Annotated in this window: 18 protein-coding genes; 10 read left to right on the forward strand and 8 right to left on the reverse strand. The window is 46.5% G+C overall.

Annotation, left to right across the window (positions count from 1 at the left end; genetic code table 11):
• The first annotated feature begins 35 nt into the window (after nt 1-35).
• On the forward strand, nt 36-1001 hold the full coding sequence (gene epmA / locus F0U83_RS02660) for an EF-P lysine aminoacylase EpmA (RefSeq protein ID WP_138986398.1): 966 nt from the start codon (nt 36-38) through the stop codon (nt 999-1001).
• Between the two features lie 27 nt (nt 1002-1028).
• Here the strand turns inward: epmA and F0U83_RS02665 are convergent, their stop codons facing one another.
• Complete coding sequence (locus tag F0U83_RS02665; RefSeq protein ID WP_138986399.1) at nt 1029-2183, reverse strand: MalY/PatB family protein; 1155 nt, start codon at nt 2181-2183, stop codon at nt 1029-1031.
• A 227-nt stretch (nt 2184-2410) separates the two neighbouring features.
• Here F0U83_RS02665 and F0U83_RS02670 point away from each other — a divergent pair, with 227 nt between their 5' ends.
• From F0U83_RS02670 to F0U83_RS02685, 4 genes are all read left to right on the forward strand, one after another.
• Nucleotides 2411-3952: a 2-isopropylmalate synthase gene (locus F0U83_RS02670; RefSeq protein WP_138986400.1), complete on the forward strand. Its 1542-nt coding sequence runs from the start codon at nt 2411-2413 to the stop codon at nt 3950-3952.
• Nucleotides 3953-3957: 5 nt separating this feature from the next.
• Nucleotides 3958-4821, forward strand: coding sequence for a uracil-DNA glycosylase family protein (locus F0U83_RS02675; RefSeq protein ID WP_138986401.1), 864 nt, complete (start codon nt 3958-3960; stop codon nt 4819-4821).
• Nucleotides 4814-5266: a ribosomal protein S18-alanine N-acetyltransferase gene (rimI, locus tag F0U83_RS02680; protein ID WP_138986402.1), complete on the forward strand. Its 453-nt coding sequence runs from the start codon at nt 4814-4816 to the stop codon at nt 5264-5266. Before F0U83_RS02675 ends, rimI begins: the two co-directional genes overlap by 8 nt.
• Nucleotides 5267-5377: 111 nt before the next feature.
• Complete coding sequence (locus F0U83_RS02685) at nt 5378-6046, forward strand: energy-coupling factor ABC transporter permease (protein WP_138986403.1); 669 nt, start codon at nt 5378-5380, stop codon at nt 6044-6046.
• Between the two features lie 18 nt (nt 6047-6064).
• Here the strand turns inward: F0U83_RS02685 and F0U83_RS02690 are convergent, their stop codons facing one another.
• Together F0U83_RS02690 and F0U83_RS02695 are read right to left on the reverse strand one after the other, a co-directional pair.
• Complete coding sequence (locus F0U83_RS02690) at nt 6065-6604, reverse strand: response regulator transcription factor (RefSeq protein WP_138986404.1); 540 nt, start codon at nt 6602-6604, stop codon at nt 6065-6067.
• Nucleotides 6597-7844: an ATP-binding protein gene (locus F0U83_RS02695; protein WP_138986405.1), complete on the reverse strand. Its 1248-nt coding sequence runs from the start codon at nt 7842-7844 to the stop codon at nt 6597-6599. Before F0U83_RS02695 ends, F0U83_RS02690 begins: the two co-directional genes overlap by 8 nt.
• A 229-nt stretch (nt 7845-8073) precedes the next feature.
• On the opposite strand from F0U83_RS02695, the gene F0U83_RS02700 reads away from it, so the two are divergent.
• Both F0U83_RS02700 and F0U83_RS02705 read left to right on the forward strand, forming a co-directional pair.
• Nucleotides 8074-9657, forward strand: coding sequence for a peptide chain release factor 3 (locus tag F0U83_RS02700; RefSeq protein WP_138986406.1), 1584 nt, complete (start codon nt 8074-8076; stop codon nt 9655-9657).
• Between the two features lie 22 nt (nt 9658-9679).
• A complete protein-coding gene (locus tag F0U83_RS02705) occupies nt 9680-10465 on the forward strand; it encodes a TatD family hydrolase (protein WP_138986407.1) in 786 nt (261 codons plus the stop codon).
• A 2-nt stretch (nt 10466-10467) separates the two neighbouring features.
• Here the strand turns inward: F0U83_RS02705 and F0U83_RS02710 are convergent, their stop codons facing one another.
• Both F0U83_RS02710 and F0U83_RS02715 read right to left on the reverse strand, forming a co-directional pair.
• Nucleotides 10468-10869, reverse strand: coding sequence for a hypothetical protein (locus tag F0U83_RS02710; RefSeq protein ID WP_138986408.1), 402 nt, complete (start codon nt 10867-10869; stop codon nt 10468-10470).
• A gap of 19 nt (nt 10870-10888) precedes the next feature.
• A complete protein-coding gene (locus tag F0U83_RS02715; RefSeq protein WP_138986409.1) occupies nt 10889-12814 on the reverse strand; it encodes a beta-ketoacyl synthase in 1926 nt (641 codons plus the stop codon).
• Nucleotides 12815-13129: 315 nt separating this feature from the next.
• Between F0U83_RS02715 and F0U83_RS02720 the strand changes: the two genes are divergently transcribed.
• Nucleotides 13130-13786: a YiaD family glycine zipper/OmpA-like lipoprotein gene (locus tag F0U83_RS02720; protein WP_138986410.1), complete on the forward strand. Its 657-nt coding sequence runs from the start codon at nt 13130-13132 to the stop codon at nt 13784-13786.
• Nucleotides 13787-13809: 23 nt separating this feature from the next.
• Here F0U83_RS02720 and zapB read toward each other — a convergent pair whose 3' ends face one another.
• Complete coding sequence (zapB, locus tag F0U83_RS02725) at nt 13810-13998, reverse strand: cell division protein ZapB (RefSeq protein WP_138986411.1); 189 nt, start codon at nt 13996-13998, stop codon at nt 13810-13812.
• Nucleotides 13999-14063: 65 nt separating this feature from the next.
• The gene (locus tag F0U83_RS02730; protein ID WP_138986412.1) at nt 14064-15284 is read right to left on the reverse strand and encodes a flagellar assembly protein T N-terminal domain-containing protein; all 1221 of its coding nucleotides are present in this window, start codon (nt 15282-15284) and stop codon (nt 14064-14066) included.
• A gap of 125 nt (nt 15285-15409) precedes the next feature.
• Between F0U83_RS02730 and F0U83_RS02735 the strand changes: the two genes are divergently transcribed.
• A complete protein-coding gene (locus F0U83_RS02735) occupies nt 15410-16102 on the forward strand; it encodes a FlgO family outer membrane protein (RefSeq protein WP_138986413.1) in 693 nt (230 codons plus the stop codon).
• A complete protein-coding gene (locus tag F0U83_RS02740; RefSeq protein WP_138986414.1) occupies nt 16099-16548 on the forward strand; it encodes an LPP20 family lipoprotein in 450 nt (149 codons plus the stop codon). Before F0U83_RS02735 ends, F0U83_RS02740 begins: the two co-directional genes overlap by 4 nt.
• Nucleotides 16549-16559: 11 nt before the next feature.
• Here the strand turns inward: F0U83_RS02740 and F0U83_RS02745 are convergent, their stop codons facing one another.
• Nucleotides 16560-16859, reverse strand: coding sequence for a DUF1244 domain-containing protein (locus F0U83_RS02745; RefSeq protein ID WP_138986415.1), 300 nt, complete (start codon nt 16857-16859; stop codon nt 16560-16562).
• Nucleotides 16860-16874: the final 15 nt, after the last annotated feature.

Here is a 16874-nt window from a genome sequence, read left to right on the forward strand (position 1 = left end):
TGCCGTTTTTGTCTCTTAGTAGTGAGTAAGATTGAATGGAAAGTTGGCAGCCGACGGCAACGATGAATAACCTACGGCGTAGGGCTGAAATTCTCGCGCAAATTCGTCGCTATTTTAATGATCAGGCGGTGATGGAAGTTGATGCTGCGGTTTTATCTCACTGTGCCGTTAGTGATCCCTTTATCGACTCGTTAGAGGTGAATTTTCGCGGTCATCCTACAGCGGATATTGAAACCTGCTACCTGCAAACTTCTCCAGAATACGCCATGAAGCGGCTTCTGGCCTCGGGCAGCGGTGATATCTATCAAATGGGTAAGGTGTTTCGTAATGGAGAGGAGGGGCGACATCATAATCCTGAGTTCACCATGCTGGAATGGTATCGGTTAGGTTATGATGATGCTCAGTTGATGGATGATGTAGAGCAATTAGTACGCACTATTTTGACGATAGGTCCTATTCGGCGGGCTAGTTATCGAGAGATTTTCATCGAAAAGTTAAATCTTGATATTGATAAGGTTTCGACAGCGGAGCTTGCTAGGATTTTGCGTCAATATGTTGATGTCATGCTGGATGAGGATGACAGAGATACATGGCTCAATTTGCTGATGTCTCATGTTATAGAGCCTACCTTAAAAGATGAGCCTATTTTTATTACGGATTATCCAGCGAGCCAGTCTGCCTTAGCGCGATTAAAAATGTCTGAAACAGGTCAGCACGTTGCTGCGCGATTTGAGCTGTTTGTGGGTGGCATGGAGTTAGCGAACGGTTATCACGAACTGACCGATGCTACAGAGCAAGCAAGGCGTTTGGAGGCTGATCAGCAGGTACGCTCAGCGTTAGCATTGCCTCAGCGGCCATTGGAAAAGCGTTTGGTTAGTGCGTTGCAGGCGGGCTTGCCTGATTGTGCAGGTGTTGCCTTAGGTGTTGATCGACTGGTGATGCTGGCTCTAGAGGCGCAGCATATTGCCGAGGTAATTCCCTTTACCTTTCGACATGCTTAAACCGTTGGCGCTTATGGGTAGAGCGTTTTAGGCAGGTAGGTGATTGATCAAAGCACTACGTATGCGTTTTACGGCTTCTTCCAACAAAGGTCTGGGGCAGCCAAAGTTAAGACGCATGAAATTAGCATTGCCAAAATCCCTACCGGGGGACATTCCCACACCCGCTTGCTCAAAGAAGCGTGCGGGATTTTCCAGCTTTGCGGCTGATACATCGATCCAGGCTAAATAGGTGGCTTCAATTGGGTCGAGTTTTAATCCCGGTATTCGATTGATCTCCTCAACTAAATAATCTCGGTTGCCGCGCAGGTAGTCTAGCTGCTTTTGATTCCACTCATCCCCTGCTTCATAAGCGGCGATTGCGGCGGTATAGCCAAACAGATTAACGTCTGGAACAATGCCTTTGCGGACGTTAATAAACTGTTTTCTTAGTTGATCATTGGGGATGATTGCAAAAGAGCAGCCCAGCCCTGCAATGTTATAAGTTTTGCTTGGGGCCATGAGTGTGATTGTTCTTTGTGCGATGGTGTCATTTAAACTGGCAAGAGGGATATGTCTTAAACCCGGTTCCAGAATCAGATCGCAGTGTATTTCGTCAGAGCAGGCAACTAGGTCGTGTTTTTCGATAATATCAGCGAGCGCTTGTAACTCCTCTTCACGATAAACCGTTCCGCCGGGGTTATGTGGGTTACAGAACAGTAAGAGGCGGGTGTCGGGGGTGATGGCTGCTTCTAACTTGGCTAGATCAAGCCGTGTATGCCCATCGGTTTGAGTCATAGGCACTTGTGTTACTTGGCGTTTAGATAGATGTGGTGCAGAGACGAAAGGCGGGTAAATTGGCTGGGGTGACACCACACGGTCTCCCTCTTCGCCAACACTCCTGCATGCGAGGTTGAGGCCGCATACCAAACCGGGTAACCATACCAACCAATCTCTTTGTATGTTCCACTGGTACAGTTCAGCCATGCGCTTGATGACAATATCATTTAATTCCGAGGGCGTATTTGTATAGCCAAACACGCCGTGGTCGACCCGCTTGTGTAAGGCATCTATAACACCCGGTGGTGCCATAAAATCTGTATCGGCAACCCACATAGGTAGAATCTCGGTATCTCGATAGCGCTCCCATTTTTGGCTGGCGGTATCGCGTCGGTCGATAAATACATCAAAATTCGTTGGACTCATGGGCTTTTTCCTGCGCTAACAAAGCAAATTACCTTCATGCAAAGGTAAGTGAGATAGGTTACAAAGTGTAAGCTTCACGTTATAGTTTAACGATTATCAAATCAAATTCGTTTGCGACATCTTGAGTGACTGTCTTTATGGTAATCACCCCGTTACCAAATAGGTTAAAATCATTTCTATAGCAGTTACTGATATTTGCACAGTGTATATAGGTCGGAGCCATCCTCATGAGTAAGAATAATCAAGTTATTATTTTCGATACCACTTTACGTGATGGGGAGCAAAGCCCCGGTGCCTCTATGACTCGGGATGAGAAGCTGCGGATTGCAAAACAGCTTGAAAAGATGCGGGTTGATGTTATCGAGGCCGGCTTTGCCATTGCGTCGCCGGGGGATTTTGAGTCGGTTAAAGCGATTGCTGAGGCGGTCACTGAAAGCACCGTATGTTCATTATCTCGTGCACTGGATGCTGATATTGATCGAGCGGGCGAAGCGCTTAAAAACGCAGCTTCTGGGCGTATTCACACCTTTATAGCCACGTCACCTATTCATATGAAATATAAGCTCCAAATGGAGCCGGATCAGGTTGTAGAGCAGGCAGTTTATGCGGTGAAACGTGCGCATAATCTGATTAGTGATGTGGAATTCTCCTTAGAAGATGCCAGCCGCTCTGACTTAGATTTTATGTGTCGTATCATCGAGAAAGTGATCGATGCCGGCGCACGTACTATTAATATCCCAGATACCGTGGGCTACGCTATCCCTGAAGAGTTCGGCTATACCATTGGTCAGCTGTTGCAGCGTATCCCTAATGCGGATAAAGCGATCTTCTCCGTGCACTGTCACAATGATTTAGGTCTGGCAGTGGCGAACTCATTGGCTGCGGTCACTGCAGGTGCGCGACAGGTTGAGTGTACGATTAACGGTTTGGGTGAGCGCGCCGGTAACGCTTCACTTGAAGAGATTGTGATGGCGATCCGTACGCGTAAAGATCGTTTGAATCTGGAAACCGGCATTGATACTACACAGATCGTACCTGCATCGCGTTTGGTCTCTAGTGTAACGGGCTTCCCTGTACAGCCTAACAAAGCAATCGTCGGTGCTAATGCCTTTGCCCATGAGTCAGGCATTCACCAAGATGGTGTGTTAAAGCATCGTGAAACCTACGAAATTATGACTGCCCAAGATGTCGGTTGGAATACCAACCGTATGGTCATGGGTAAGCATTCGGGGCGTAATGCCTTCCGCTCACGTTTAGTAGAGCTGGGTACGACATTTAAATCGGATCTTGAACTCAATAATGCCTTTGCTCGCTTTAAAGAGTTGGCGGATAAAAAGCATGAGATTTTCGATGAAGATTTGATTGCTTTAGTGTCTGACACGCAAGCGGCAGATGCTTATGAGAAATATAAACTGTCTTCTCTGAATGTGACTTCGCAAACCGGGGAAGTACCCGTGGCGCAGGTGTCTCTGGTAGTAGATGGCAACGAGCATAAAGCGCAATCTGAAGGTGGCGGGCCTGTGGATGCAGCGCTTAAAGCGATCGAGAAGATCGTTAACTCCGAATCCAGTCTTGAATTGTATTCGGTTAATGCGATTACAAGTGGTACAGATTCTCAGGGTGAGGTGACTGTTCGATTGGAGAAAGCGGGTCGTATTGTTAATGGTGTTGGAGCGGACACGGATATTATCATCGCATCAGCGAAGGCTTATGTTCATGCGCTTAATCTGATGGATGCGAATATTCAAAAGGCGCATCCGCAGGTTTAATGGGCATGGATGTAGAGCGGCTTAAGCAAGAGCAGTTAAGGCATCAGTATCTAGAGGTCCTTGGGGTAACGAGTTGGTTGCCCCGTACTGCGCTGCCGGGTGCTCCAGCTCCGGCTGATTGGGTTGCTGAGTTTCTTTATGGTGATCTATCGGCTTTAGAGGGGGATGAAGATCACTTTGATGAGCCTCATTCGCTGGAGTCTCCAGTTGTTACGCCTAGAAAGCCGCTTACCTCTGCTCCTGTCTCTTCCAAAGACTTGCATCTTGATGAGCCGAAACAGTCTCTCAGTAGTGCTGCTAAAACGGATGGGGCTTCGCGTCCTGCATCCCGAGAGAGTACAGCGCCGCTTCCGGCTGTGGATTTAGCAAAGCGAGAGGGTAAAGTTAAGCCGCCGCGATTTAAGTTGGTTTATTGGGTATTTGACAAGGTTATCGTTATCGATTCTTTGCCCCCACAAAGTCGGGGAAGCATAGGGCGCAAAGCTTACCAAACGTTATGTTGTAATATGCTTCGGGCGATGGGCTTGTCTGCCCAGTTGAGGCTTGAACCCTATACGCTTAACTGGCCGATGTTAGTGGGTGAGGGGTTGGACCAAGGCCCCGAAGAAGCTTCTAAAGCGGTTCGTCATAAGATAAGCAAGTTGCTCCGAGAGCATCAACCTGATCTGATTTTACTCTTAGGTGAAGCGTCCGCTCAGATGGTTATGAACCGCTCTGAAGCACTTGATGAATTGCGGGGCGTGGTGTTTAGCTATAGCAGCAAAATCAGTGCGATCTCTACCTTAAGTTTCACACAGATGATGCAGATACCCGAATGTAAAAAAGAGGTTTGGGCTGATCTACAAAAGGTTTTGCCGATAGATGTCTGAATTACGCAGATTGACTGTGTCTGATGGTGATGCTCTTTTCAGTTTAGAAACGTTAAGTTTTCCGTCTGATGCATGGTCGCGCTCGCAATTGGAGCAACAACTCACGGACGCACGGAGCACCAATTTAGGGGTATGTGTAGCTGGGAATTTGGCAGGTTTTGTACTCGCTAAGTCCCTTTTTGATGAATCAGAGTTGTATCAAATAGCTGTCTCGCCTGATCAACAAGGGCAGGGGATGGCACAGTTGCTTTTGAATGCTCTAGTTGCTGAGCTAAAAAGAGAGGGTATTGCGCGTGTGATGCTGGAAGTTCGGGCTTCCAACCTGCGGGCTATCGACCTTTATACACGTTTTGGCTTTACTGTTGATGGGCGGCGTAAAGACTACTACTGGATTGAGTGTGGAAGGGAAGATGCCTTATTACTCAGTTATCAGGTTAATCGATAACGTTAGTCGCTGCGTATAGGTTATAAGCCGCTATCGGAAATCCAGTGCGGCTACACTGGGCTTGAGTTAAAATGGGCCTATTCGCTAACTCAATCTGACTTCCCAATCACTATGAGTATATCAGAAGGCTTATTAACCGGGCTTTGGTTATGGTGGCTACATGCTATTTATGGACTTGCGCTAGGCTATGCATTCTATCGAGCACCTTGGCGGACAGTTGTCAGTAATAAAGGGCTTCAGCATCTTTTCTTTGGAGCGACTGTACTGTTAGCTTTAATGTGGAGTATGCGAGCGGGTATTTCTCCTGGCCTGAGCATTCACTTTTTGGGAATGACGACCTTGACCCTGATCCTTGGTTGGGACTTGGCGGTATTGTCAGGTAGCTTGGTTTTACTGGCCATGACATTGATTGGTAAGGAGAGTTGGGATGGTCTATCGGCTAACGGACTATGCTTAGTGATCATTCCGGCGCTGCTTTCCCATGTTATTCATCAGTGGGTGGAGCGACTTTTCGGGAAAAATTTCTTTATCTACCTTTTTCTGTGTGCCTTTCTTGGATCGGCTATCATTATTGCTATATCCGGTCTATCCATGAGTTTGTTGCTATGGTTTGACGGTGTCTATCCTTGGAATAAAATTGAGCACGAGTATGTGCGTTATCTGCCTTTGATTATGTTCCCAGAAGCCCTCATGAATGGCATTTTAATGACGGGGATTATGGTTTTTTACCCAGACTGGATTCGTACGTTTGATGCAAAAGCCTATATAGATGAGCAATAGTCTCATCTGGACTATCTATTACTGCCTAACAGGATGCTTGGAGAGTTTTCTCTGTAAGGTTCTTCGGTGCATACCCAAAGCGCGGGCAGTGGCGGAAATATTGCCTTCATGCTCAGCCAATACTTTCTGTATATGTTCCCACTCCAGTCGATTGACTGACATAGGCTGTGGAGCTATCTCAATACTTTCATCCGGGGTCGTCTGCTCTAAAGCTTGCAATATATCGTCTGCATTAGCCGGTTTCGGGAGGTATTGGGTTGCCCCTAACTTTATCGCTTCCACGGCGGTGGAGATGCTGGCATAGCCAGTTAGTACAACAATTTTGATATCTGGATTGACAGCAGTGAGGGCGGGGATAACGGTCAGCCCTGAGGCACCTTCCATCTTTAGATCCAATGAGGCGTAATCAGGTTGCCACTCTTGTAATAGATCAATGGCATTTTCTGCACTGCGTGCTACTTTAACGTCAAAGCCGCGACGGGTCATAGCGCGGGATAAGACGCGAGTGAAGGTTGCGTCATCATCAACAATTAAGAATGATTTTGCCGTTTCAGCCATGTACAGATCTCCTGGAAAGGCGGACTTCAGTGACGGTGCCCCGCTCTTGGGCAGCATAGAGTTTTACCTCGCCATCATGTCTGGCCAGTGTAGTTGAAGTTAAAAACAATCCAATCCCTAAACCTCTGCCTTTAGTCGTGATAAAAGGCTTGCCAAGCTCACTGGCTTTATCAATAGGTAGCCCTGGGCCGCTATCTTTGATCATTAACCAAATATCAGTTTCATCCCAACTAAGGTCTATGTGTATATTGTGCGGGCAAGCATCTGCGGCATTATTCAGCAGGTTTAAAATCGCTTGGCGTAGGGCTGTATTGCTGCGAAGGTCGGGGGGGAGGTCATCTTGCACGGTTAAGTGGTAGGTGACCTCTGGGCGTGTGATTTTCCACTGTTCAAGTACTTCGCTCAGAAACTCGGTCACTAAGGATGTTTTTTCACTATTGTGCTCTTCTGCAACGGATCGAGCCATAGTTTGTAGTTTATCTGCGCAGATTTCTACTTGCTGCTGCAAGATGGCAATATCCTCTTTTTGTTCTTCAGAAAGAGAAGGGTCCAGATCCATTTCATGTAATAACACACGCATCGTGCTTAAGGGAGTGCCTAATTCGTGAGCCGTACCGGCCGCCATGGTGCCAAGAGCCAGAATTTGTTGATTGTGTACCTTTGCCTCTCGTGCCTCGATCAGTCTTTGCTGCTGGTGTTGGATAGTGCGGTTGATGCGGACAATGAAGTAAGTAATCACGATCACTGTCATGATGAAGTTTAGCCACATACCAACCATATGAATATCAAACAACGCGCTGAGCGAGTGCTGGTGACCTGTGTCTTTGATCACGGGAATGTAATACACCAGCAACGAGCCATAAATGGCTGTCACGGTAATGGCCATCATCCAAATATAACGGCTATCGAGGGTCATGACGGTAATAATTAATGGGATTAGTAGCATGAAAATAAAGGGATTGGTGCCTCCTCCTGAATGGTAAAGAATAAAACCATAAACGATGGAGTCAGCCAGTAGTTGTGAAAAGAGTTCGGGTTGTGTGACCGGCCAAGGTGAATGCAGTCTGGCATAGGTCATTAAGTTGAGTAATCCTAATAAACCTAAAGCAGAGCCCAGAGCCCATGGGTCTAGATCTATATGCAGATATAAGAGCGCAAATACAACGGCACAACACTGGCCAAGCAGTATCACAAATCGAATATAAGTTAGTTGCAGTAACTGCTGATGATTCCCCGACACGAGAGCCCCCTCACATGGACAGTGAAGTATAACGGAAATTGGTTTGTTTGTGATTGAGGCAGATTGTCGCAGTGCTAAAGTTTCTGAGGCTAAGAATTATCTCCATTCATTGTTTATCGAATGAAGATCAGCGAAAATAGCAATCATTAATACTTTTAACCCCACAAGCCGTTAATACTCCAAAGGGAATATTTTCGTTGAGTTTGTGTCTACTTCAGAAGATCTATTCATGTCTAATGCTATTGCTACAGAGGTTGCTAAACGCCGCACCTTTGCCATTATCTCTCACCCTGATGCGGGTAAAACGACGATCACAGAGAAATTACTCTTGCTGGGTAATTTGATACAAAAAGCAGGGACGGTAAAGGGTAAAAAAAGCGATCGTCATGCAACATCTGATTGGATGACGATGGAGCAGGATCGTGGGATTTCAATTACTTCCTCTGTTATGCAGTTTCACTGGAATGAGCGTATTGTTAACTTGCTCGATACCCCAGGTCATGAGGACTTCTCCGAAGATACGTATCGTACCCTGACCGCGGTGGACTCAGCACTGATGGTAGTTGATGGAGCAAAAGGTGTTGAGGAACGTACCATTAAGTTAATGGATGTATGCCGACTGCGTGACACGCCTATTTTTTCCTTTGTGAATAAAATGGACCGAGATATTCGTGATCCCATTGAATTATTTGATGAAATCGAAAATGTTCTGAAAATAGAAGCGGCCCCGATTAATTGGCCTATCGGTATGGGGCGTTTCTTCAAGGGTGTGTACAACCTTTACACTGATACGATCCATGTTTTTAAGGCAGGGCAGAACGCTGTTGTACCTGAGGATATTCGTATTCAAGGGTTGGACTCAGACGAGGCGCGTGCTTTGTTGGGCGATGAGTATGGCGATTTTGTTGATGAAATAGAGTTGGTGCGGGGAGCTACCTACGAATTTGATGTGGAAGCATTTTTGGCAGGTAAGCAGACCCCGGTTTTCTTTGGCACGGCGCTGGCTAATTTTGGCGTGCGAGAAATGTTGGATGGTTTCACTGAATGGGCACCTTCACCTATCAGCCGAGAAACAATAACGCGTACTGTGGAAGCTGATGAGGCTAAGTTTTCTGGTTTTATCTTTAAAATTCAAGCCAATATGGATCCAAAGCACCGAGATCGTATTGCCTTTATGCGCATCTGCTCTGGTCGTTATAGCCGGGGTATGAAAATGAAACATGCCCGTATCGGTAAAGACGTTAAAATTGCGGATGCGGTAACCTTTTTAGCGGGTGATCGTGAAAACGTAGAAGAGGCTTGGTCTGGCGATATAATTGGTTTACATAACCATGGCACGATTCAGATCGGTGATACGTTTACAGAAGGTGAAGATCTTAAGTTCACCGGTATTCCCCACTTTGCACCGGAGATGTTTCGTCGTGTGCGCCCGAAAGATCCGCTGAAAATGAAACAGCTGCAAAAAGGCTTGCAGCAATTATCGGAAGAAGGGGCAGTACAGTTGTTCCAACCTCTGAAAAATAATGATCTGGTTTTAGGGGCGGTAGGCCAGTTACAGTTTGAAGTGGTTATGTTCCGACTCAAAGATGAGTATAAGGTTGATTGTATGTACGAGCCGATTTCCGTTCAAACGGCCCGTTGGATTGAGTGCGATGATAACCGTATGCTTGAGGATTTCCGTAAGAAAGGCTACGAAAACTTGTCGGTTGATGGCGGGAATCTACTCACCTACCTAGCGCCGACGCGCGTCAATCTTAGTTTGATGGAAGAACGTTGGCCTGACATCCGCTTCCGCGCAACGCGGGAACATTAATAACACTTAAGGAGTGATCGAGATGGCGTATTTGCTGATTGATAGCCACTGCCATCTCGACTTTCCTGTTTTCGATGACTCGCGTGATCAGGTACTCAAACGTGCTCAGGCGGTAAATGTTGCCCATATTGTGGTTCCGGGTGTCGTAGCTCGGGACTTCCCTCGTGTCTTAGCTGTTCAGCGTGCTTATCCTGAGACTGTAAGTATTGCGCTGGGTTTACACCCTTGTTTTATGAAAGAGCACGCCCAGACAGATGTGGAGGTGCTAGCTGCTTATCTGGATACGACACCTGTGTGTGCATTAGGGGAGATCGGGCTGGACTTCTATGATAAGGAAGCTGATAAAAAAGCCCAGCTAGCGCTGTTAAAGGCACAAATTAAGCTGGCTAAAGCCCATCAACTGCCGCTCATTTTACATGTTCGCAAAGCGCATGATGAGATGCTAAAAGTCCTACGTGAGATGCAGTTTTCAGAAGGTGGTATTGTGCATGCGTTTAGTGGCAGTGAGCAGCAAGCGCATCGCTATATTGATCGGGGGTTTTTAATCGGTGTGGGTGGTGCAATTACTTACTCGCGCGCGCAGCGCTTAAGGTCTGTGATCGCTAAGCTACCTTTGCAGGCGCTAGCGTTAGAAACGGATTCGCCCGATATGCCGTTAGATGGGTTTCAGGGTAGGCCAAATGAGCCGGCGCGTATGTCAGTGGTACTAGATACGCTATCCGCTTTGAGAGGGGAATCTAGAATCGTGTTAGGTACAGAGATAACGAAGAATACCCGCCAAAAGTTAAATCTTTCGACGGGTGTTTGAGATTAGTCGTAAATATACTTATAGATACGTTTTAGTTCGCGCCATGTCGTATTTGTCGCATCATTTTTGGGAATACGGTAGCGTGAGCCGGAGTTGTCAATTGGTGTGCCCTTATAGCTTCCATTCTCTGGGAAAACCAGCATCTGCATCAGGCTGCGAGGATAGTTTGGCCCCACAACTTGCTGATTATAAACGCTTTCAATGACGGGCAAGTCCCCATCTTGGCTGGCAATGATGCTAAAGCTGATGCAATCACCGCTATCGCCAATACACATATTGCCAGACTGCGCGTCGACCAAGTAATAGCTGGTATCCCTTTTCTCCGGTACTAGAGAGCTGGTGGAGATGCAGCCGCCTAACAATAAGGTAGTCACTATTACGGGTAGCAGTGTCCTTTTTTTCATAGCCGAAACTCCAATGCTTTTATTTGTCGAAAATCGAAAAATCATCGAAAGGGTTATCCATTTCTAAACTAATACTATGGGAATAGCCAGGTAGTTTAATAGACGTTGATGATATCTCCAGATCATAACCTTCAAGCACATTATGATCGTACCGATAGATGGGTTTAGCTTCCCCTCTGATGGCATGTTGGTCATAAGCCATTGCGGCTTCCAGAACGCCGCTACGTTTGTCTTGCCATGATGCCATCTTTTCTGAGCCGTGTTTGGACGCGAGTAGCTTGTGGGTGACATGGGGTGCAATAATGGGCGCACTAGCGTTATTACCGCCAAAGCCTTTAGAGTTCAGAATAACGCTATCCATGCCTTCCGTACCCACTTCGATATGGGATTGAGAAAAGCGTAAATGACTTTGGTGTACATCACTGGCAATTTCAGATGTGGTAGCGATACCTGGGATATAGCCGTACTGCCATGTCCCTAACGATGTTGTCAGTTGGTCACCGCCAGCTGTGCCCTGTGAGTGCCCTAGGTAGCATTTGATGGCGGCAACAGGCCATGCGTCTATCTGAAATGCTGTCGCAATTTCATTAATAACATGGGACTCAGTAACGCGGTTCTGTGGTGTGCTGGTACCATGAGCTTGGACAAAGGAGCGCTTCCGCAAAGATTGCTCACCAAGCATGGTTTTCACCAAAGATGCAGCTTTACCTAAGGTGATGTAGTTACCGATACCCGGTGCTGAAATGGATTTTTTATGGCCGTCGGCATTTACGAAAACCTCAGGTACTGCGCCATAAATCTCGGCTCCCATCTCCAGAGCTAAATCGTCACTCATTAAAAGAATAAACTGGCTGGATTCGCCAATCGTGAAACCGCAGTTATTACCGAAAGGTCTGCAAGCCTTGCGATAGTCCTCATCAGACAGAGTCGTGATGTTGTCGAGGGCTAATAGATCTTTGTCTTCAGCTAGAGCGCCCATCGCCCTAAAACCTTCAATCACTTCTGGAGTAACCGGAGCATCGCTACCGCCCACCAGAACAACTTTACGCTTTCCTGAACGTATATCCTGCACACCACTGCGAAGGTTGTACAGAAAGGTTGCGCACGCACCTAGTGCACCGCCGGTAGTGCCCACATTGCCTAAAATATAAGCGTTGACGAAATCAGCAGGCATCTGTGCATAACCAAGAGGCATCTGCTTTGATGAAGTTCGTTTGCCTAACGCTGGATATTTGGTCAAACCACCAAAGCCAAAATCATCTAACTGGCCAATGGAGTTACTCGCATAGACTGCTAACTGGTCTGGTGCGATATGGTTCATAATCTCTTCAAAAGGAATGCCGGATGCATTCAGGGCATCGGAAGCTGCAAAGATGGTCATTTGCAGATTTCTAGGGTGATTACGTGATTGGTAGAGTTTGCCGGGCTTAAATCCAGAAGGTAGCTGTCCTGCTGCTTTTACTTGGGCTTTTTTACTGTCAGGAAAGATGACATCCAGATTGCCTTCTATCCGAATATTGACGGTTTGCCCTGCATTCTCTGTCAATGTCCAATTAGCGGGGATAACGGTGGGTAATTGCCGTTTTCTCAGACTAAATTCGAAATATTTACCTGCAGATTCGCTGATGGTTGCCGGCTTATTGAACATAACCTGTTCAGTATCAAAGGTTTCAGGCTCAATTTTGCGGATTAAAGTTGAAGCAAGAAGCTGCTCTTTAATATTTTCCAGTAAATCTTCTACAGAGCAGGACTCACCCGCTTGTGTCATGTAAGTGCCATCTTTAAAGGATGCAAGCCCGGTTAACGTGGCAAGCCCCAGCAGCGTTTCTTGTTGGCTTTTCGCGTCTAATTTGTCCAGAATGAGGCGTCGATAAGCGTGGTGAAAAGAACTACGGCCTGCCGGATTAATACCACCAAAACCCACAATAAGAGGTAAATGCGACAAAGATAACTCCTCGGCTGGAACGAACGACAGAAAGCGGATAAACCCCTATTCTAGCGACTGAGCCGACAGCTGACCAGATCTAATAGGGCGCTTTATGGGTAAAATTACCCATTAAAGTGCTAGGTATCCGAGCATAGGTAAAAGTGAGAAGAATTTAGCGCTATATCTTTTAAACTGCTCAATGGAGAAAATGATTCATATTGTTGTCAGACAGTCTACGTCATAATAAAAGCGATTGGATATAGGTGTGTCCTGAGTTGAAAAAGTATATCTGTCGGCTTTGGGTAACGTAAGATGAACAGTACGAGGATTACTATGAAAAAGTTAACGATGGCTCTGCTTGCTACGGTCGTAATATCAGGGTGTACGACCATAGATCCTTACACCAGAGAACAAAAGACAAGCAATGCGACAAAAGGTGCGGGTATCGGTGCTGTAGCGGGGGCTGTATTGGGGTCTGCTGTATCGAGCAAGGGGAATAGAACGAGAGGGGCTGTGTTAGGTGCTGTGGTCGGTGGAGCGACAGGAGGTGGTATCGGCTATTATATGGATCAGCAAGAAGCGTTACTGCGCCAGGAATTAGAAGGTACGGGTGTCGCTGTTGAGCGTGTTGGTGATGATATTCGTTTGATTATGCCAGGGCATATTACCTTCCAAACGGACTCATATCAGATAGCTAATAATTTCTACCCTGTATTAGGCTCGGTGGCCAAGGTGCTAACAAAGTTTGATAAAACGGCTTTGAGCGTCGATGGTTTTACTGATAGCACAGGATCATTTGAATATAACCAGACTTTGTCTGAAAAACGAGCGGCCAGTGTTGCAAATACGTTAACTGCTAATGGCATCGCTGCGTTGAGAATCAGTACGCAAGGCTATGGAGAGCGTTATCCTGTTGCGGATAATGGGACAGCAGCGGGAAGAGCGTTAAATCGACGCGTCGAAATAAATATCAGAGGAACTCAGCAATAAAACTAAGTTCCACCTTTTTGAAGCTACTCTGCAGTGTCTAGGTCGTCAAATTTGCGCAATAGGCGCTGCAGGTTGGTTTCAAAACTTTGCTTTTCATCTTCAAGCTTTTGCTTTGCTTCTTTAAGCTCGGCAACTTCCATGCGAAGTAGCTCTACTTCTTCAATCATCCCTTCAATTTTGCTTTCTAACTGATTGAACAGTTCGGTTTGCATGTTGGATCCTTAATTATTTCACGTAAAGACGCTGATTATAGTGGCGATACGAGGTAAGTAAACTATTACCAGAACATAACAATATCGTCTGGCTGAATATTCTGTTGCGAGGCAGAGCCGGATAGGGAGCCCCGCGCTGAAGTCGGTTGTACATCCTCGATCATGACGGATAGACGAGTATTAATAAGCTCGACGCTAGATTGACCTGTTGGATTGTAAAAGGTTCTTTTTCTTAGCACAGTGAGCTTATCACCTCGAGAAAGCCCGCTGCTTTTGCCTGCATTGATCCAGACCTGGTTATCGTCGGTTTGTGTAATTCGGGCAGAAAATGGCAGGCAGCGCAGGGAGTCGCCCAAATCGCTGCTTATATTGTTGATAAGAGCATTTAAGTTTTCCCCGTACTCGCTACGATTGAATGCAGGAGTAGCAAACCTTGGTTGTTCCGTTGGAGAGAAAAGCCAGCGACCTTGTGTCTGATAGCTTTTCTGGTCGAGTAGGACGCCGCTAAAACCATCATGAATAAAGACGTCAACAGCAAAGTTTCTTAGATGCTTTTTGCTTTTATAGTCCAAGCGATTATAGGTATCTTTTATCCAGTTTTGTTCGGATACTGTTGAAGGGTCAAGCATGCTCATATCACGAATAACCCCGGAAATTATATACTGTGTATCCAACTGCTGAGTATGTGCTAGCACGGTTGTCAATGTGCCATCATCAAGTTGCCGGGTTGTTGCCGAGTTTAAATTATCATGCAGCAGCAAGCGCCCTGCATTAAGTGCATATACCCCAGTTCTTTTATTAAGTTGGGAGGTAAGTTGGCCAGATAGGTCAGATTCAATATTACGCAGGTTTCCAAGGCTTGCATGTGCAGGTGTTTCTAGCGGAAATGCAGCGATTGCAACGGTTTTTCTGAAGCTGTTACCGCTGTTGCCATTAGGGCAAGCGGTCTCCACTTTAACGTCAGCTCGAATGCGCACGTGTAGGCGGTTGCCATATATCTGCTCATCAAGTATTTCAATGTTTGAAATATGGCTGAGGGTGGATATGCGTAAATTGTCTATCTCTAGAATGCCATCGTCGATCTGCTGAGTGCTGCTGATGTATGCGGCAGCCTGAAGGGATGCTTGCTGTTTTGCGTCATTTACAGCTTGTTCGCGTGCTATGTCTATATCATTGTTGTATATGTTAGCTTGCCCCACCGCTTCAATAGTCGTGGCATTTGATTGCCCTAAGGGTAGGAGGGAGAGTAGTAGTGTGAATAAATAACCTTGAAAATGTCTCAACATGAGAGCAACCTGACCGATACAGAGAGAATAAGCGAAAAGGTATGCAATTTAGGTCTGAGTTGCAAATCATCTGGGCTTTTATTGAAGAGAGAAAGTCGTTTCTATCAAAGAAGAGTTAATTTCTTATGTGGATAAAGTTGAGTATTTTAGGTGTTGTGTTGGCGTTGTTGGCGGGGTGTTCTCATCAGCGACCCGTACCTGTGACCATTGAAAATATCTCACCTGATGCCCGAGCACGTTTAGTTACGCAGTCCCGAGGTGAGGTGATTTCAAAGCCTATGTCATACGGGCAGATTGTTGGAGAGGTTCCTGCAGTTGATCCGGTGAGTGATGCCGTTGAACAAATGGCAGAGCAGTTACTGAACGGTCTGCAACAAAATCGTGTTAAGCGCTTTCCTATCGCTGTGTTGCCTTTTAGTTCGCTGAGAAATAGCGTGCCAGATCCGTTGATCGGGGCGCGTTTGTCAGAAAGTTTTATTTTTCCCATGCAGCAGCGTGGTTACAATCTTGTTGATTACCGTGCTGTGAGTTTGGCGACGACAGAAAAACCGATGGTATCTCGCCAAAATATCTCTGCGTTGCGGCAACGATACAAAATCTACTTTGTATTGACCGGTACTTACGCTCATCATCCAGATGGTATTGTCATTAATGCCAGAGTATTGGATACGACCACGCGGCAGGTGCTTGCGTCCGCCCAGACGCATATTACCCATCAACGGTTAGAGGGGGCGTTGCCGGGTTATGATCCTGTTAAAGCGCTAAGTAATGGGTATATTATCGAAAATGGTTCTGGACCTGTGGGGATGGATAGATGAGATGGTTGTGCTTAAGTTTGGCGTTGGTGATCGTTTCGGGATGTGAAACGATTAAAGATACGGCGCATAGTTTAGTAGATGCCTTGCCTGACTCTTCTATACCTCAGGGCGAAGCATTGCCACCGCAGTGGGTGCAAGCTACCGGTTATGCACCTATTAGTTTGCAGTCGGGTGCGACGCGGCAGCAGAAAGTGGTTATGGCGATGCGTGCCTCAAAACTGCGGGCTTACCAAGAGTTGGCGGGTGTTGTGCATGGCCAATATATATTTGGAACCACGACAGTTCAGGACATGGTTGTAAAGGATGATTCATTTAAAGCAGCTGTGGCTGGGTTTGTGCGGGGTGCGAGGGTTATTAAGAGTTACCCGGTGCAGGATGATACCTATGCCACAACCTTAGAAGTCGATATAAATCAATTGCAGCGGGCTTGGGTAGAAGCCCACTGAGGTAAGACGGTTTAGCCCTTATTAGCTTCGCTGTTAGCAAAAGCCGCTAGTTGTTCGGGCGTTGCTTCTTTTTGGTACTTCTCTTTCCATGAGGCATAAGGCTCGCCATAAATGATTTCGCGTGCAGCCTCATAGTCGATACTTTCTCCGCGCTCTTCTGCTGCTGCTTTGTACCATTTGGACAAACAGTTGCGGCAGAATCCCGCTAAGTTCATTAGGTCAATATTTTGAGCGTCTTTACGTTTGTCTAAATGGGCAATGAGTTGTCTGAAAGCCGCAGCTTCTACTTCGGTTCTGGTTTTTGTGTCCATAGTGCTCTCTTCTAT

Source organism: Neptunomonas concharum (assembly GCF_008630635.1).
GTDB lineage: Bacteria > Pseudomonadota > Gammaproteobacteria > Pseudomonadales > Balneatricaceae > Neptunomonas > Neptunomonas concharum.

Coding starts and splice junctions, on each gene's coding strand:
- epmA (WP_138986398.1), top strand. CDS start 36: ATGGAAAGTTGGCAGCCGACGGCAACGATGAATAACCTACGGCGTAGG.
- F0U83_RS02665 (WP_138986399.1), bottom strand. CDS start 2,183: ATGAGTCCAACGAATTTTGATGTATTTATCGACCGACGCGATACCGCC.
- F0U83_RS02670 (WP_138986400.1), top strand. CDS start 2,411: ATGAGTAAGAATAATCAAGTTATTATTTTCGATACCACTTTACGTGAT.
- F0U83_RS02675 (WP_138986401.1), top strand. CDS start 3,958: ATGGATGTAGAGCGGCTTAAGCAAGAGCAGTTAAGGCATCAGTATCTA.
- rimI (WP_138986402.1), top strand. CDS start 4,814: ATGTCTGAATTACGCAGATTGACTGTGTCTGATGGTGATGCTCTTTTC.
- F0U83_RS02685 (WP_138986403.1), top strand. CDS start 5,378: ATGAGTATATCAGAAGGCTTATTAACCGGGCTTTGGTTATGGTGGCTA.
- F0U83_RS02690 (WP_138986404.1), bottom strand. CDS start 6,604: ATGGCTGAAACGGCAAAATCATTCTTAATTGTTGATGATGACGCAACC.
- F0U83_RS02700 (WP_138986406.1), top strand. CDS start 8,074: ATGTCTAATGCTATTGCTACAGAGGTTGCTAAACGCCGCACCTTTGCC.
- F0U83_RS02705 (WP_138986407.1), top strand. CDS start 9,680: ATGGCGTATTTGCTGATTGATAGCCACTGCCATCTCGACTTTCCTGTT.
- F0U83_RS02710 (WP_138986408.1), bottom strand. CDS start 10,869: ATGAAAAAAAGGACACTGCTACCCGTAATAGTGACTACCTTATTGTTA.
- F0U83_RS02720 (WP_138986410.1), top strand. CDS start 13,130: ATGAAAAAGTTAACGATGGCTCTGCTTGCTACGGTCGTAATATCAGGG.
- zapB (WP_138986411.1), bottom strand. CDS start 13,998: ATGCAAACCGAACTGTTCAATCAGTTAGAAAGCAAAATTGAAGGGATG.
- F0U83_RS02730 (WP_138986412.1), bottom strand. CDS start 15,284: ATGTTGAGACATTTTCAAGGTTATTTATTCACACTACTACTCTCCCTC.
- F0U83_RS02735 (WP_138986413.1), top strand. CDS start 15,410: ATGTGGATAAAGTTGAGTATTTTAGGTGTTGTGTTGGCGTTGTTGGCG.
- F0U83_RS02740 (WP_138986414.1), top strand. CDS start 16,099: ATGAGATGGTTGTGCTTAAGTTTGGCGTTGGTGATCGTTTCGGGATGT.
- F0U83_RS02745 (WP_138986415.1), bottom strand. CDS start 16,859: ATGGACACAAAAACCAGAACCGAAGTAGAAGCTGCGGCTTTCAGACAA.